This is a genomic window from Acinetobacter schindleri CIP 107287 (assembly GCF_000368625.1).
Taxonomy (GTDB): domain Bacteria; phylum Pseudomonadota; class Gammaproteobacteria; order Pseudomonadales; family Moraxellaceae; genus Acinetobacter; species Acinetobacter schindleri.
Genome location: NZ_KB849580.1, coordinates 40,652 through 55,301 on the forward strand (window position 1 = coordinate 40,652; position 14,650 = coordinate 55,301).

General features: G+C 44.0%; 23 protein-coding genes. 1 reads left to right on the forward strand and 22 read right to left on the reverse strand.

Annotated features, from left to right (window positions below; all coding sequences use genetic code 11):
• Window positions 1-151: 151 nt before the first annotated feature.
• From rrtA to F955_RS14050, 4 genes are all read right to left on the reverse strand, one after another.
• The gene (gene rrtA / locus F955_RS14035; protein WP_004809768.1) at window positions 152-730 is read right to left on the reverse strand and encodes a rhombosortase; all 579 of its coding nucleotides are present in this window, start codon (window positions 728-730) and stop codon (window positions 152-154) included.
• A 59-nt stretch (window positions 731-789) separates the two neighbouring features.
• Entirely contained in the window at window positions 790-1,830 is a 1,041-nt protein-coding gene (locus tag F955_RS14040; protein ID WP_004809769.1) for a hypothetical protein, read from the reverse strand.
• 547 nt (window positions 1,831-2,377) lie between these two features.
• On the reverse strand, window positions 2,378-2,764 hold the full coding sequence (locus F955_RS14045; RefSeq protein WP_004809771.1) for a hypothetical protein: 387 nt from the start codon (window positions 2,762-2,764) through the stop codon (window positions 2,378-2,380).
• A complete protein-coding gene (locus F955_RS14050) occupies window positions 2,757-3,014 on the reverse strand; it encodes an FAD assembly factor SdhE (RefSeq protein ID WP_008302635.1) in 258 nt (85 codons plus the stop codon). The genes F955_RS14045 and F955_RS14050 overlap by 8 nt, the downstream gene beginning before the upstream one ends.
• Window positions 3,015-3,190: 176 nt before the next feature.
• Here F955_RS14050 and F955_RS14055 point away from each other — a divergent pair, with 176 nt between their 5' ends.
• The gene (locus F955_RS14055; RefSeq protein WP_004809773.1) at window positions 3,191-4,363 is read left to right on the forward strand and encodes an acyl-CoA dehydrogenase family protein; all 1,173 of its coding nucleotides are present in this window, start codon (window positions 3,191-3,193) and stop codon (window positions 4,361-4,363) included.
• 63 nt (window positions 4,364-4,426) lie between these two features.
• Here the strand turns inward: F955_RS14055 and F955_RS14060 are convergent, their stop codons facing one another.
• The 18 genes from F955_RS14060 to rplN all read right to left on the reverse strand — a co-directional run bounded on the left by F955_RS14060 (window position 4,427) and on the right by rplN (window position 14,579).
• Window positions 4,427-5,932 (reverse strand): flavin-containing monooxygenase, encoded by a 1,506-nt coding sequence (locus F955_RS14060; RefSeq protein ID WP_004809775.1) that lies wholly within the window; start codon window positions 5,930-5,932, stop codon window positions 4,427-4,429.
• Between the two features lie 219 nt (window positions 5,933-6,151).
• Entirely contained in the window at window positions 6,152-6,517 is a 366-nt protein-coding gene (rplQ, locus tag F955_RS14065) for a 50S ribosomal protein L17 (protein ID WP_004786886.1), read from the reverse strand.
• Window positions 6,518-6,535: 18 nt separating this feature from the next.
• Window positions 6,536-7,543, reverse strand: coding sequence for a DNA-directed RNA polymerase subunit alpha (locus F955_RS14070; RefSeq protein ID WP_004809777.1), 1,008 nt, complete (start codon window positions 7,541-7,543; stop codon window positions 6,536-6,538).
• A 16-nt stretch (window positions 7,544-7,559) separates the two neighbouring features.
• Window positions 7,560-8,186 (reverse strand): 30S ribosomal protein S4, encoded by a 627-nt coding sequence (gene rpsD / locus F955_RS14075; RefSeq protein ID WP_004809780.1) that lies wholly within the window; start codon window positions 8,184-8,186, stop codon window positions 7,560-7,562.
• Between the two features lie 12 nt (window positions 8,187-8,198).
• A complete protein-coding gene (rpsK, locus tag F955_RS14080; protein WP_001040166.1) occupies window positions 8,199-8,585 on the reverse strand; it encodes a 30S ribosomal protein S11 in 387 nt (128 codons plus the stop codon).
• Between the two features lie 19 nt (window positions 8,586-8,604).
• On the reverse strand, window positions 8,605-8,961 hold the full coding sequence (gene rpsM, locus F955_RS14085) for a 30S ribosomal protein S13 (RefSeq protein WP_004281492.1): 357 nt from the start codon (window positions 8,959-8,961) through the stop codon (window positions 8,605-8,607).
• Window positions 8,962-9,068: 107 nt separating this feature from the next.
• Window positions 9,069-9,185 carry a 50S ribosomal protein L36 gene (rpmJ, locus tag F955_RS14090; RefSeq protein WP_000867907.1) on the reverse strand — a complete coding sequence of 39 codons (117 nt, stop codon included), beginning with the start codon at window positions 9,183-9,185 and terminating at the stop codon, window positions 9,069-9,071.
• 19 nt (window positions 9,186-9,204) lie between these two features.
• Entirely contained in the window at window positions 9,205-10,524 is a 1,320-nt protein-coding gene (gene secY, locus F955_RS14095; RefSeq protein WP_171056626.1) for a preprotein translocase subunit SecY, read from the reverse strand.
• A gap of 45 nt (window positions 10,525-10,569) precedes the next feature.
• Window positions 10,570-11,010, reverse strand: a complete 441-nt coding sequence (gene rplO / locus F955_RS14100; RefSeq protein WP_004809786.1) for a 50S ribosomal protein L15 — start codon at window positions 11,008-11,010, stop codon at window positions 10,570-10,572.
• Window positions 11,011-11,013: 3 nt separating this feature from the next.
• Window positions 11,014-11,190: a 50S ribosomal protein L30 gene (gene rpmD, locus F955_RS14105; protein WP_004896123.1), complete on the reverse strand. Its 177-nt coding sequence runs from the start codon at window positions 11,188-11,190 to the stop codon at window positions 11,014-11,016.
• 5 nt (window positions 11,191-11,195) lie between these two features.
• Complete coding sequence (gene rpsE, locus F955_RS14110; RefSeq protein WP_004657688.1) at window positions 11,196-11,693, reverse strand: 30S ribosomal protein S5; 498 nt, start codon at window positions 11,691-11,693, stop codon at window positions 11,196-11,198.
• Window positions 11,694-11,695: 2 nt separating this feature from the next.
• Window positions 11,696-12,046 (reverse strand): 50S ribosomal protein L18, encoded by a 351-nt coding sequence (gene rplR, locus F955_RS14115; RefSeq protein ID WP_004281497.1) that lies wholly within the window; start codon window positions 12,044-12,046, stop codon window positions 11,696-11,698.
• A 14-nt stretch (window positions 12,047-12,060) separates the two neighbouring features.
• Window positions 12,061-12,594: a 50S ribosomal protein L6 gene (rplF, locus tag F955_RS14120; RefSeq protein WP_004809790.1), complete on the reverse strand. Its 534-nt coding sequence runs from the start codon at window positions 12,592-12,594 to the stop codon at window positions 12,061-12,063.
• A 13-nt stretch (window positions 12,595-12,607) separates the two neighbouring features.
• The gene (rpsH, locus tag F955_RS14125; protein WP_004809793.1) at window positions 12,608-13,003 is read right to left on the reverse strand and encodes a 30S ribosomal protein S8; all 396 of its coding nucleotides are present in this window, start codon (window positions 13,001-13,003) and stop codon (window positions 12,608-12,610) included.
• Window positions 13,004-13,015: 12 nt separating this feature from the next.
• A complete protein-coding gene (gene rpsN, locus F955_RS14130; protein ID WP_004809795.1) occupies window positions 13,016-13,321 on the reverse strand; it encodes a 30S ribosomal protein S14 in 306 nt (101 codons plus the stop codon).
• 9 nt (window positions 13,322-13,330) lie between these two features.
• A complete protein-coding gene (rplE, locus tag F955_RS14135) occupies window positions 13,331-13,867 on the reverse strand; it encodes a 50S ribosomal protein L5 (protein WP_004809796.1) in 537 nt (178 codons plus the stop codon).
• A 16-nt stretch (window positions 13,868-13,883) separates the two neighbouring features.
• A complete protein-coding gene (rplX, locus tag F955_RS14140; protein WP_004809797.1) occupies window positions 13,884-14,201 on the reverse strand; it encodes a 50S ribosomal protein L24 in 318 nt (105 codons plus the stop codon).
• A gap of 9 nt (window positions 14,202-14,210) precedes the next feature.
• Window positions 14,211-14,579 carry a 50S ribosomal protein L14 gene (gene rplN, locus F955_RS14145; protein WP_001982634.1) on the reverse strand — a complete coding sequence of 123 codons (369 nt, stop codon included), beginning with the start codon at window positions 14,577-14,579 and terminating at the stop codon, window positions 14,211-14,213.
• Window positions 14,580-14,650 lie beyond the last annotated feature (71 nt).

Genomic DNA, 14,650 nt, shown 5'->3' on the forward strand with positions numbered 1-14,650 from the left:
GAATGTCCACCATACTTGGCTTCACTTTCCCTTTGTCTTGTAAGTCCGATTTACAGACCAATCTGATTATTATGCTTCTGACTCTGCACCAGACTGTGCGAAATGAAAATGACAATTTGCATTTTCTTTTTTGTTATTTATGCCAACTGCATCATTGATCCAGCCAGTAATTACCAATGATATATAGATTGGCCACTACAATCCCCCAGATCACCCCCAGCAAATGCGCTTCAACCAGTACCGGACTACCAATCAATTGGGCCGTGCCCTCACTGCCGATGGTATTTTCCCAGACCAGCTTGGCAAAAATCAGAAACAATACCAAAGCTGCAAAACTGCGTTCTTTCTTATACAACAGATGCACACAGGCCACGGCGGCATACGCACCATGCAAGACACCCGACAGTCCAGCATAAGCCTCGATATCTGGCAGGAAATAATAAAAGCTAAGACTGATCAGCGGAGGCAAGACCAGTAGAATACTGACGAAGTTCCACACCGAAACACGTGGAAAGATAAAGGGCAAGCAGATAAAGGCCAGCATATTAAGGAAATAGTGTGTCCAGCCAACGTGCACCCAATGTGCCGTCCACAGCCGCCAGGGCTCACTTATCAGGCTAGCTTGCCAAAAGATAAAATTATCTTTAAAAATCTGCAGCCATGCGCAGAAAGCAACAAAGACTGCCAGAAAGACAATCTTGTTACGAAGATAGTGATCATGCATCTGCATCGCTTAGTCCCTTAACGTATGTCAATTTAGGTCCGCCTTAACGTACGGACCTGACTGGATCAGGAATCCGCATTAAACAGATCATCAAGGTCAGATGCTGTATCCGCTTCATCCCAGAAACGTTGCATGCCATCGTCTCCAGTGCGAACGCCGGTATGCTCGGTCCAGTAACGGTCTGCAATGCCACCCACCATAATCGAAGCCATACTGTCGATCAGCTTGAATTGTGGATTGACCGGTTTTTCATCAGAACGTGCCTGTGCAAAAGTTTTCAGCGCATCACGCAACTTGGCATCATCACCTGATGCCTGAGCAGCTACAGCATAAAGTGCATGTGATAAACGTACACCTTTCTGTTCACCAATCTGGGTCGACTGTTTCAAGGTCTGATATGGATCCGGCTTGCCATCACCTGCGCCTGGCAACAAGGTCCAGATCACGGCACGTGTAGCATTTGGTGCACCCCAGAATTTTTCATTGTTCAGACAGGTCATCCCGCGTTCTACCACAGCAGCGATGTCCTTCGGTACCTGCACCGCTCCACCCGAGTTAATATCATTGGTCATGGCTTGTAGGCCACTGAGCATGCCCAGCAGATAGACAGTCTGTTCTGTATCACCCTTCAAGGTTGGGCAACTCTCACCCAGCGCGACATTATATTTTTTCTCGTAACGCTTCTGGAACATCTGGTAACCGTTATATTGACGCTGTGCAGCCAATGCTGCCCAACGTTTCTGCTCTACGCGAGCATCCTGCGCCTCAGTAACCTGATTGGCTTTAGATGCACGCATATAGCGTAGTTCGGCATCTAGCGCTTTCTGCTCCGCACAAATACCGGCTGCAGAGTACATCAGTACGGCAACACGGGTTGGATCTGCCCCCATCTCCTTGGTTGACATGATCGCTGGTGTTAAGGCATTGCCTGAATTACACACCATTTCTGCATCATCCATCGCCAGAATTGGTGGCACTATATGTTTTTCAGTGAAACCCAGCGCCACATTGGCACCCGTTTTAACCACCTGTGAGCAACCTGTTAAAGCCGTTGTTGTTATTACTATGGCCGCCATACCCTGGCATATTTGTTGGACTTTTGACATTTTCCTGTCCTCTATAATTGTGATTATGTCCATGCTGCTAAACATAGCAGATGAACTATATGAATTAAAGAGTATTTACTCTAAATTAGATGAGTCACTTTGCCATTGATTACCGGTTCTGCAATTGACTTGATCGAAAGAAATACTGAATTTTGGGCAAAAAAAAGTAGCATTGCGACGGTTCAGCACATGCTACTTATTAACTGGGAAAGCTTTAACTTATCGTTTTAGCTTATTAATGTGATTGAGTTGAAATTTGTTCCCTAACTATAGTGCCGAGTCGTCCAATGACCAGTGCCAGAATTACCGCGATTACTGGAAATATCCACGTTGGAAATTCCATATTAATCTCCTCTGTTGACTTCGGTGATTCAAATGTACCTGTTTAAAATAAAAGCAATTAAGAAAATTGTCAGACAATTCAAATATTTTCCAAAGAATTATGTGAATTGTCTGACAAAGGATCAGTATATAAAGATAAGAATTTGAAAAATATATAATTTTAATTTTAATTTTAATTTTGATGAAAATACCGATTGTCTGGCAATCAGATCATTTTCGTAAGGACTTTCAATGACTTCCATTGTTGTGTTGGTAACTGGTCACACCAGATCAGCAATGGCGGTACTTTGGCATGCTGAAAATACACCACCAGATAAGCTTGGTGATCAATCACATGACTGATCTGGGCACGCTGTATGCGCTGATCATGATGGGTAATGCTCCATTCCCGACCATCCAGATATTCAAACTGGGCGATCTGCGGACGCTTGCGATAAAACAGATGATAGATGATCAGTCCTGCAACCAGACAGATTCCCCATAGCCATAAGGGCAATAACTGGTACATCACAAACATCAACACAATAAAAATGAAAAACTGAAACGCAAGTGCAAGCAGGCTGCGTTTCAGCTGATAACAACGATTATCCATGAACGTAGTGTTTAAGCTTGTTAATAAACTCACGTAATTCAGGACGTGGCGGTTCGGATACTTCCATAAACCAGTCCAGCAGGTCCGGGTCTTCTTGCGCTACGAGTTCAGCAAACATTTCTTTTTCAAATGGGTCTGCTGTCAAATAGCAGTTTTTGACATAGGGATCAAAATACACATCCAACTCTTTAAGACCACGACGTGCGCGGTAAATCACTTTACGCTCTTCCAGGCTGATGTCTTCAGTCATCATATTTCCCCAACGTGTTAAAAACATGAGTAGTTTACCTAAGCGCCAAGTAATTTTCGAGGGAATTGGCGGAAAGCATCAGCATTATCTGTATTTTGTACATTTCGCACATTGTCCCCAGATAGACCCTGCCCTTATGTTCATGAGAACAATAACCAGAACAAGGAATCCTGATCATGCAATCTGCTGCGATTCGACCAATGTCGCATCTTTTACCGCGTACTTTGTTTAATGCTGAGCATGATGCTTTCCGCGAGACGGTGCGCAAATTCTATCAAAAGGAAGTCATTCCGCATACCGAACGCTTCGAACAGCAACAACACGTAGATCGCGAACTATGGAATAAGGCAGGAAGCCTAGGGCTACTCTGCCCGACTTTACCAGAACAATATGGTGGTTCAGGTGTGGATCGGCTTTACAGTATGATTCTGATTGAAGAACAAGCTTATGCCGGTGATTCAGCGACCGGTTTTTCCCTACATTCCGATATCGTCGCGAATTATATTCTGAATTTCGGCAATGAAGCCCAGAAACAGCAATGGCTAGCAAAAATGGCCAGTGGCGAAGTGATTACTGCGATTGCGATGACTGAACCCGGCACAGGTTCAGATCTTCAGGCTGTACGCACCAGTGCCGTGTTGGAGGGTGATGAGTATGTGATTAATGGCTCGAAAATATTTATCACCAACGGCTATCTTTGCGATATGGCAATTGTAGTGTGTAAAACAGGCGATAGTGACAAAGGCTCAGCTAATCTTTCATTGATCATGGTAGAAGCTGACCGTGCTGGTTTTAGTAAAGGCAAACCGCTAAATAAAATCGGCATGAAAGGCCAGGATACCTGTGAACTATTCTTTGATAACGTGCGTGTTCCTAAAGAAAATTTATTGGGTATGCCCGGTATGGGTTTTATGATGCTGATGAAAGAACTGGCCTGGGAACGCCTGATTGTGGCAATGATCTGTCAGGCAGGCGCTGAAGCTGCTTTTGCACATACGGTGAAATACACTAAGGAACGTCAGGCTTTTGGCAAACCTATCTCAGCATTTCAGAACACTCGTTTTAAGCTGGCGGAACTACGTACTGAAATCGAAATCTGTCGAGCTTATCTGGATTGTTGTATGCAACAACAGTTACAGCAACAGCTAGGCGTAGATGCAGCTGCTGCCGCAAAATACAAAATTTCAGAAATGTTCAGTAAGGTAGTCGATGAATGTCTGCAACTACATGGTGGATATGGCTATATGCTGGAATATCCAATTGCTCGTGCCTACATCGATCATCGTGCGAACCGTATATATGCTGGAACCAATGAAATCATGAAAGAATTGATCTCACGAGCAATTTAATTAAGATCATATAAACAGATAACAAAAGGAGCATTTAATGCTCCTTTTCTATAGGTTCAGATATTAAGATACTAGACGTGGTTTAACTTTTTTGCCGTTAACTTTTCCCTGTTCAACTTTAGATTTAAACTGAAGAATATCATCCTCGAAAGTTGCAGTTTTAAGATCTTTACGGTCAGCTAAATAATTATTGCTGACACGCCAAGGGCCATGCTTACCTTGTTTTGGCATGACGTTTGCGGCACGGGCAATATAACCTGAGGTCAGGCTACCCATCACCGTATCTTCGAGTAACTCTGCAGCATTACCTTCGGGTAATACCTCATCAAAACCGTTCATATCCATATAGTTCAGCAGACGGCAGATATATTCGGCTGCGATGTCTACTTTCAGTGTCCAAGATGCATTGATATAGCCAATAATCAGCGCCATATTCGGAATATCACTCACCATCACGCCGCGATACAGCATATGTTTGGAAGTATCGATGGGCTTGCCATCGATGGAAGCCTGCATCCCACCCAAAATCTGAATATTTAATCCTGTTGCTGATACGATAATATCGGCATCAAGATGTTTACCGGATTTAAGCCGAATACCGGTTTCAGTAAATCTCTCGATATGGTCAGTTTCTACCGATGCACGACCTTCACGTAAAATTTTGAATAAATCTCCATCCGGTACCACGCACAGACGCTGATCCCAAGGCTCATAGTCCGGGGTAAAGTGTTTCATATCCACCTTACCCTTAAGTTGGAACTTCACCGCATTTAAAAGCAGCTTTTTAAGCAATTTTGGCTGTTTTTGTGCCAGCGCATAAATCCCGCGCTGCATACCAATGTTTCGTGCACGGGTAAGCTTATAAGCAATATCTTCAGACAGATACTTACGCATCTTGTCATAGACCATATCAATGGATGGTACCGAAGCAATATAAGTCGGTGAACGCTGCAACATAGTCACATGGCCTGCTCCACCTTTGACCATCGCTGGAACTAACGTAATAGCAGTTGCACCACTACCAATAATTACCACTTTTTTACCGCTATAATCGAAGTTCTCAGGCCAATGTTGCGGATGAATAAAAGTTCCTTTAAATGCATCTTGATTTGGAAATTCTGGTTGAAAACCTTGGTCATAATTATAATAACCAGTACAACCCAAAACAAAATTCGCTACCCAAGTTTCATTCTTACCTTGAGCATTTTCGATTTTCACTGACCATTTATGCGTATGCGTATCATAATTGGCATTTAAAACACGGTGCTGATAATGAATTCTGGATTCAAGTTGGCATTCTTCTACTACTTCAGACAGATAGTTCTTAATTGATGCACCGTCAGCCAACACGCTGGCTTTTTTCCAAGGTTTAAAATTAAAGCCGAAAGTCGACATATCAGAATCTGAACGGATGCCCGGATATTTAAATAAATCCCAAGTACCACCTACGCTTTCCCGACGTTCAATAATTTCAAAAGAACGCTTCGGACAATTTTTAGAAAGATGTACTGCTAAACCAATTCCCGAGATCCCCGCACCCACAATTAAGATATCAACCTGTTTTTCCATATTCTTCTTTTAACCCAAGTTTGTCATTTATTTTATTAAAGCACAAAACTGACAATACTCCATGTCAAGTTTGTATGTTTGCCCTATTTTTTTTATCTTTTGGGGACATTTTTATAGCTAAACCGATAATCAATTTATAAAAAGATAAGTTTTAGGCATCAAAAAAGGCCGGTTTATTCAACCGACCTTTCCGAACAACGTTTGCTGCTCTTCACGAAATTAGTTAACTTCGCGATCTACTAGCTCAACGTAAGCCATCGGTGCAGCATCACCTGCACGGAAGCCCGCTTTAAGAACACGTAGATAACCGCCGTTACGCTCTTTGTAACGAGGGCCAAGAACGGTAAATAATTTACCAACAGTTGCAGCTGAACGAGTACGAGCAAACGCCAAACGACGGTTTGCTACTGTATCGACTTTAGCTAAAGTGATTAAAGGCTCAGCAACACGGCGTAATTCTTTTGCTTTAGGCACAGTTGTTTTGATCAACTCGTGCTCGAACAAAGAGTTAGCCATGTTTTGGAACATCGCTTTACGATGACTGCTTGTACGGCCTAATTTCACACCACTATTACGATGACGCATGGTGATAGTCCTACTTAATTAACGGCTACGATAGGCGAAACGATCGTCCATACGGAGACTAGCTGGTGGCCAGTTCTCTAAACGCATGCCGAGTTGTAAGCCTTTAGAAGCCAGAACATCTTTGATCTCAGTAAGCGATTTTTTACCCAGGTTAGGAGTTTTAAGCAACTCAACCTCAGTACGCTGTACAAGATCACCAATGTAGTAAATGTTTTCTGCTTTCAAACAGTTAGCAGAACGAACAGTTAGCTCTAGATCATCCACTGGACGAAGCAAAATCGGATCAACTTCTTCACGAGGTTCTTGAGCAACAGGAGCTTGATCTTTCTGAAGGTCAACAAAGATTGCAATTTGTTGTTGCAAGATTGTTGCCGCTTTGCGGATTGCTTCTTCAGGATCAACTGTACCGTTAGTTTCAAGATCAATGATCAGTTTATCAAGGTCAGTACGTTGTTCTACACGAGCATTTTCAACTGTGTAAGACACACGTTTGATCGGGCTGTAAGAGGCATCTAACTGTAAACGACCCACTGGGCGAGTCTCGCCTTCTGGGAAACGTGAGTCAGAAGTCTCGTAGCCACGACCTTGAGCCACTTTCAGGCGCATCTTAAGATTGCCTGAAGCACTTAATGTGCCGATCAAGTGTTCAGGGTTAACCACTTCAACATTATGAGGTAAACGAAGGTCAGCCGCAGTTACATCGCCTGGGCCTTGTTTCTCTAATGTTAAATAAGCTTCATTTTGATCGAACAGCTTAATAGACAATCCTTTTAGGTTCAGCAAGAGCTCGACGATGTCCTGCTGCAAGCCTTCCAAAGTACTGTACTCGTGCTCAACACCTTCAATCTCAACTTCAACCACAGCAGCGCCAGGCAAAGAAGACAGAAGGATGCGACGTAAAGCATTGCCCAGAGTATGACCAAAGCCACGCTCTAAGGGTTCTAGAATAACTTTTGCCGAGGTCCCGCTTGCCGCTTCGACCTTGATCGCTTGCGGAGTTAGAAACTCATTTGCAGTACGCGTCATATTGCTACCTCAAGGATTATTTAGAATACAATTCTACAATCAAGCTTTCGTTGATTTCAGCAGGTAAATCAGAACGATCCGGTGCAGCTTTGAACGTACCTTCTAGTTTAGAATGATCTACTTCCATCCAAGAAGGAATGCCACGTTGAGCAGCTAATTCAATTGCGTTTTTGATACGTAATTGTTGTTTAGCGCCTTCGTGAACTGCAATCACGTCACCAGCTTTAACTTGGATAGACGCGATGTTAACGCGACGGCCATTTAAAGTGATTGAACGGTGAGATACTAACTGACGAGCTTCAGCACGTGTAGAACCAAAACCCATGCGATAAACAACGTTATCAAGACGGCTTTCAAGTAACTTTAACAAGTTCTCGCCAGTTGCGCCTTTAACACGAGCTGCTTCTTTATAGTAGTTACTAAATTGACGCTCTAAAACACCGTACATACGACGTACTTTTTGTTTTTCACGTAATTGTAGTGAGTACTCAGATTGTTTGCTGCCACGCGCACCACCGTGTTGGCCAGGCGCTTTAGCATGTTTTTTAGTCTTAACGTCAAATGGTTTAACGCCAGATTTTAATTGCAGGTCTGTCCCTTCGCGGCGAGAGAGTTTGCATTTTGGACCAATATAACGAGCCATGAATGTTTCTCCTTACACGCGACGTTTTTTAGGTGGACGGCAACCGTTGTGAGGAATTGGAGTCACATCGGTAATGCTATTAATTTTATAACCCACTGCACCTAAAGCACGAACCGCAGATTCACGACCTGGACCAGGGCCTTTAACAAGGACGTCCAAGTTTTTCAAACCGTAATCCAAAGCTGCTTTACCAGCAACTTCAGCAGCTACCTGAGCAGCGAACGGAGTTGATTTACGTGATCCACGGAAGCCTTGTCCACCTGAAGTGGCCCAAGCCAGTGCATTACCTTGACGATCGGTAATAGTCACAATGGTGTTATTAAAAGAAGCGTGAATGTGTGCAACACCTTCAGAGACGGTACGAGTGACCTTCTTGCGTGTGCGAGTATCTTTAGCCATCTTTTAGCTTCCAGAAATCTTATTTCTTAATTGGTTTGCGCGGACCTTTACGGGTACGTGCGTTAGTTTTGGTGCGTTGACCGCGGACAGGCAAGCTGCGACGATGACGAAGACCGCGATAGCAGCCTAAATCCATTAAACGTTTGATGTTCATGGAAATTTCGCGACGTAAATCACCTTCGGTCGGAACCTTAGCAACTTCTGCACGAATCGCATCAAGCTGAGCGTCATCTAATTCACGGATCTTAGTCGTTGGAGCAATACCTGCAGCAGCTAAGATAGCTTTTGAAGTATGGCGACCAATACCAAAGATATACGTTAGAGAGATAACAGCATGCTTGTTATCCGGAATGTTTACACCGGCAATACGAGCCATTCAATTTTCTCCAAAAAGGCAGTAGAGATAATCAACCGCCCCACAAAAATCTTGAGGGGCGGATAATAACCTAATTCGCCTACTGAAATCAACAGGTCTTGATCAGATTAACCTTGACGCTGCTTATGACGAGGTTCTGCGCTACAAATTACGCGGATAACCCCATTACGACGGATAACTTTACAGCTACCACAAATTTTCTTTACAGAAGCTTGTACTTTCATGATGAAACCTCTAAGTGCGCTATCCCTTAGGATGAGCAGTCGTTTTTCTCATTAATGTTTGATTGTCATACTGGTGCGAAGTGAGATGTGCTTGTAGCTGAGCCATAAAGTCCATCACCACCACTACCACGATTAGCAACGATGTTCCGCCCAAGCTGAATGGAATACCAAAAGAGCTTTGCAGGATCATCGGCATTAAACAGATGACAGTGATGTAAATCGCGCCAATGAAGGTCAAACGATTGAGAATATGATCTAAGTAACGAGCAGTTTGCTCACCTGGACGAATACCAGGCACGTAAGCTCCGCTGCGTTTCAAGTTTTCTGACACTTCTTTAGGGCTAAATACTAGCGCAGTATAGAAGTAACAGAAAAAGATAATTAACGCACCAAAGAGCACCAAATACAACGGCTGACCAGGCGACAACACCAATGCCAAATCTTGCAGACTACGCTTGATAATTCCTGCATCAGGATCTGCACTGCCAACCCACTGACCTAAGCTCGCTGGGAACAAAAGCAATGAACTTGCAAAAATTGCAGGAATCACACCGGCCATATTAATTTTTAATGGCAAATGTGTCTGCTGTGCAGTAAATACGCGACGACCCTGCTGCTTCTGAGCATAGTTGACCGGAATACGACGTTGCGCCTTCTCGATAAACACAATTGCTGCAAGCACGGCGATGGATAACAATGCAAATATCGCCAGACCAATAAGACTAGACTGACCATTATCGACAGAAGTCAGGGACTGCATAACCAAAGTTGGCAGACCTGCAACAATACCTGCGAAGATGATCATGGAAATACCATTCCCCACCCCACGCTCGGTAATCTGTTCACCCAACCACATCAGGAACATGGTCCCCGCAACCAATGAGGTTACTGCAGGAACATAAAAAGCCAGACCAGAGGTCAGGGTAATTCCCTGGCTGATCAAGCCCGCGCACATACCGACCGCTTGCACAAATGCAAGGAACAGTGTGCCCTGTCGTGTGTATTGATTTATTTTACGTTTGCCTTGCTCGCCTTCTTTCTTTAAAGCTTCCAGCGAAGGAACGACTGTTGACATCAGCTGCACGATAATCGATGCAGAGATGTATGGCATAATCCCAAGAGCAAGAATAGACATTCGCTCCAATGCACCACCAGAGAACATGTTAAACAAACCAAGGATCGTACCTTGGTTTGCATTAAACAAATTCTCCAGCGCAGCATTGTTAATGCCCGGTACTGGAATATGTGCTCCCAGTCGAAACACCAACAACGCACCAATGAGAAACATCATTCGACGAATAATTTCACGGTATTTCACATGAAATGGTTGGCCTTTCATCATGTTGACATGACCTGAAGAACTAGGAGACATAGACACTGGAGATTACTCCTCGACTTTACCGCCAGCAGCTTCAACAGCAGCTTTAGCGCCTTTAGTCAACACAACACCTTGTACAGTGAATGCGCGAGTAATTTCACCAGAAAGTACGATACGTGCACGAGTCATGTCTTTACGTACAACGTTCGCAGCTTTTAAAGTTTCTAGAGACACGATGTCGCCTTCAACTTTAGCAAGCTCAGATAAACGTACTTCAGCAGTTTTCAAAGCCTGTTGGCTAGTGAAACCGAATTTAGGCAAACGACGATAAAGTGCTGTTTGACCGCCTTCGAAACCTGGACGAGTACCACCGCTCTTACGTGAGTTTTGACCTTTGACACCACGGCCACCGGTCTTACCAACGCCAGAACCAATACCACGGCCTAGACGTAGGTTGTCACGCTTAGCACCTTCTGCAGGTGCAATAGTATTTAAACGCAGAGTCATGGCTTATTCCTCTACACTAACCATATAGTAGACTTGGCTGATCATACCACGGTTAGATGGAGTGTCTAACACTTCAACAGTATGACCAATACGACGCAGACCTAAACCTTTAAGGCTCAGCTTGTGATTTTTCAAGCGATGCGATGCAGATTTAGTCTGGGTAACTTTAATCGTTTTCATGATTATTACCCTTGAATTTGTTCTACTGAAAGACCACGTTTCGCAGCAACTTTCTCAGGAGAAGTCATATCACGCAGACCTTTAAAAGTCGCGTTAACTACGTTAGCAGCGTTAGTAGAACCGTAACATTTAGCAAGTACGTTGTGTACACCAGCAGCTTCAAGAACGGCACGCATAGCGCCACCAGCGATTACGCCAGTACCTTCAGAAGCAGGCTGCATGTAAACACGGCTTGCACCGTGACGAGCATTCACAGGGTGTTGTAAAGTCGTACCAGCAAGATCTACAGTGATCATGTTGCGACGAGCAGCTTCAAGTGCTTTAGAAATAGCAGCTGGAACTTCACGTGCTTTACCACGACCAAAACCTACGCGACCATTACCATCACCTACCACAGTCAATGCTGTGAAAGAGAAGATACGACCACCCTTAACAACTTTGGCTACACGATCAACGGCAACCAGCTTTTCAACAAGACCTTCGTTTTGTTCAACTTTAGCCATGATTAGAACTCCAAGCCGTTTTCACGAGCAGCATCAGCCAAGGCTTTGATACGACCATGATATTTGAAACCAGAACGGTCAAATGCAACTTTAGTTACACCAGCTGCCTTAGCGCGTTCTGCGATTAAAGCACCTACTTTTTGAGCTGCTTCAACATTACCAGTTGTACCAGCACGTAGAGTAGCGTCTAGCGTAGAAGCTTGCGCTAATACTTTGCCACCATCTGCTGAGATAACTTGAGCATAGATGTGACGCGGAGTGCGGTTTACACACAAACGAGTCGCACCCAATGCACGGATGTGCAAGCGTGTGCTTTTCGCACGACGCAAACGGGATTGTTTCTTTTCGTTCATAAGAACCTCGCGCCTTATTTCTTCTTAGCTTCTTTACGAAGTACAACTTCGTCAGAATAACGAACACCTTTACCTTTATACGGCTCTGGTGGACGGTAACCACGGATTTCCGCAGCAACTTGACCTAATTTTGCTTTATCAGCAGATTTTAGGATAATTTCAGTCGCTGTAGGAGTTTCTGCAGTTACACCTTCAGGAAGGTTGTAATCAATCGGGTGAGAGAAACCAAGGTTAAGGTTAACAATGTTACCTTTAACCGCAGCTTTATAACCAACACCGATAAGTTGTAACTTACGTTCGAAACCTTCGCTAACACCTTTAACAAGGTTGTTAAGCACAGCGCGAGCAGTACCAGCCTGCATCCAAGCGTCTTTAGATTCAGCTTTAGGAGCAATAACTAGAGTACCGTCTTCCTGTTTTAGCTCGACCAGCGCATGCAGGTTGAAAGACAATGTACCTTTAGTGCCTTTCACTTCGACCTGCCGGCCGTTCTGAGTAACTGCTACACCGTTAGGTACAGTTACTGGGGCTTTAGCCACACGAGACATGAGGAATCACCTATTAAGAAACAAAAGCAATAACTTCACCACCAATGCCTGCAGCACGTGCAGCGCGATCAGTCATGATGCCTTTGCTTGTAGAAACAATTGCAATACCTAAACCTTGCTTAACGCTTGGAAGTGCATCTTTACCGCGATACTGACGTAGACCTGGACGGCTTACGCGTTTCACAGTTTCGATAACTGGTTTGCCTTCAAAATATTTTAACGTAATTGTTAAAGTTGCTTTGCCTTCAACATCAGCAACTTCTACGTTAGAGATGTAACCTTCTTGTTGAAGAACGTTTGCAATAGCAACCTTCAACTTAGAATTAGGCATAGAAACAGTTTGTTTCTTCGCCATTTGTGCGTTACGAACACGTGTTAGCATGTCGGCAACGGTATCTTGCATACTCATTTATAGTGCTCCTTACCAGCTTGCCTTAACAACGCCAGGTACATCACCTTGCATTACTTTTTCGCGTACCATGTTACGGCTTAAACCGAACTTACGGAAGTAACCATGAGGACGACCAGTTAAACCACAACGGTTACGTAGACGTACTGGAGATGCATTACGTGGTAATGCTTGTAATTTCATCATCGCTTCGAAACGTTCTTCGTCTGACGCATTTACGTTAGCAATAACAGCTTTTAATTCAGCACGTTTTGCAGCGTATTTAGCAACAGTAGCTTCGCGTTTCAATTCGCGATTAATCATACCTTTCTTAGCCATTTCGACCTCTTATTTGAACGGGAAGCCGAATGCACGCATAAGCGCACGGCCTTCGTCATCGGTGCGAGCAGTCGTAGTGATGGTAATGTCCATACCACGAATACGGTCAATCTTGTCAAAATCGATCTCAGGGAACATGATCTGTTCTTTAAGACCCATTGAGTAGTTACCACGACCATCAAATGATTTCGCTGAGAAACCACGGAAGTCACGGATACGAGGAATCGCAATAGAGATCAAACGGTCTAAGAATTCGTACATGCGTTCGCCGCGTAAAGTAACTTTACAACCAATCGGCCAACCATCACGGATTTTGAAACCAGCGATAGATTTACGAGCTAACGTAAGTACTGGTTTTTGACCAGCGATAGCTTGCATATCAGAAAGAGCACCATCAAGGAGTTTCTTGTCAGCAGCAGCTGCACCAACACCCATGTTGATAGTGATTTTAGTGATGCGAGGGATCTCCATCACATTCTTAACACCCAATTGTTCTTGTAATTGAGCTTTAAGTTCGTCGTTGTAACGTGCTTTAAGTCTGGCCATTGCCTTTTTCAACCTATTACTTCGCTACCGCCACTGATTCACCATTTGATTTGAATACGCGAGTTTTCACGCCATCAATCACTTGGTAACCAACACGGTCAGCCTTTTGGGTTGTAGCATTAAAAAGTGCCACGTTTGAGATGTGAAGAGAAGCTTCTTGAGTTACGATGCCGCCTTCAGCGCCAGTAGCTCGGTTAGGCTTCTGATGTTTCTTAACTAGGTTAAGACCTTCTACCTTCACTTGGTCATTTGAAACAGACAGAACAGTACCCTGTTTGCCTTTTTCTTTACCTGCGATCACAATTACTTGATCGCCTTTTTTAATCTTAGCCATGATTGCCTCTTATAGAACTTCAGGAGCCAATGAAATAATTTTCATGAACTGTTCAGTACGAAGTTCACGAGTCACTGGTCCGAAAATACGAGTTGCAATCGGCGCTTTGTTGTTGTTCAAAATAACAGCAGCGTTATCGTCGAAACGAATCACTGAACCATCTGGACGACGGATGCCGAATTTAGTACGAACCACAACTGCATTCATCACGTCACCTTTTTTAACACGTGCGCGTGGAATTGCTTCTTTTACAGTAACTTTAATAATGTCGCCAACAGAAGCATAACGACGATGTGAACCACCAAGTACTTTAATACATTGTACGCGGCGAGCACCACTGTTGTCTGCTACGTCGAGCATAGTTTCGGTCTGAATCATTGCCCTACTCCAAAACCGAGCATCACCGGTCGCAAATTCGAAAGGCTCAAAGAGTACTCGAATTTGACCGA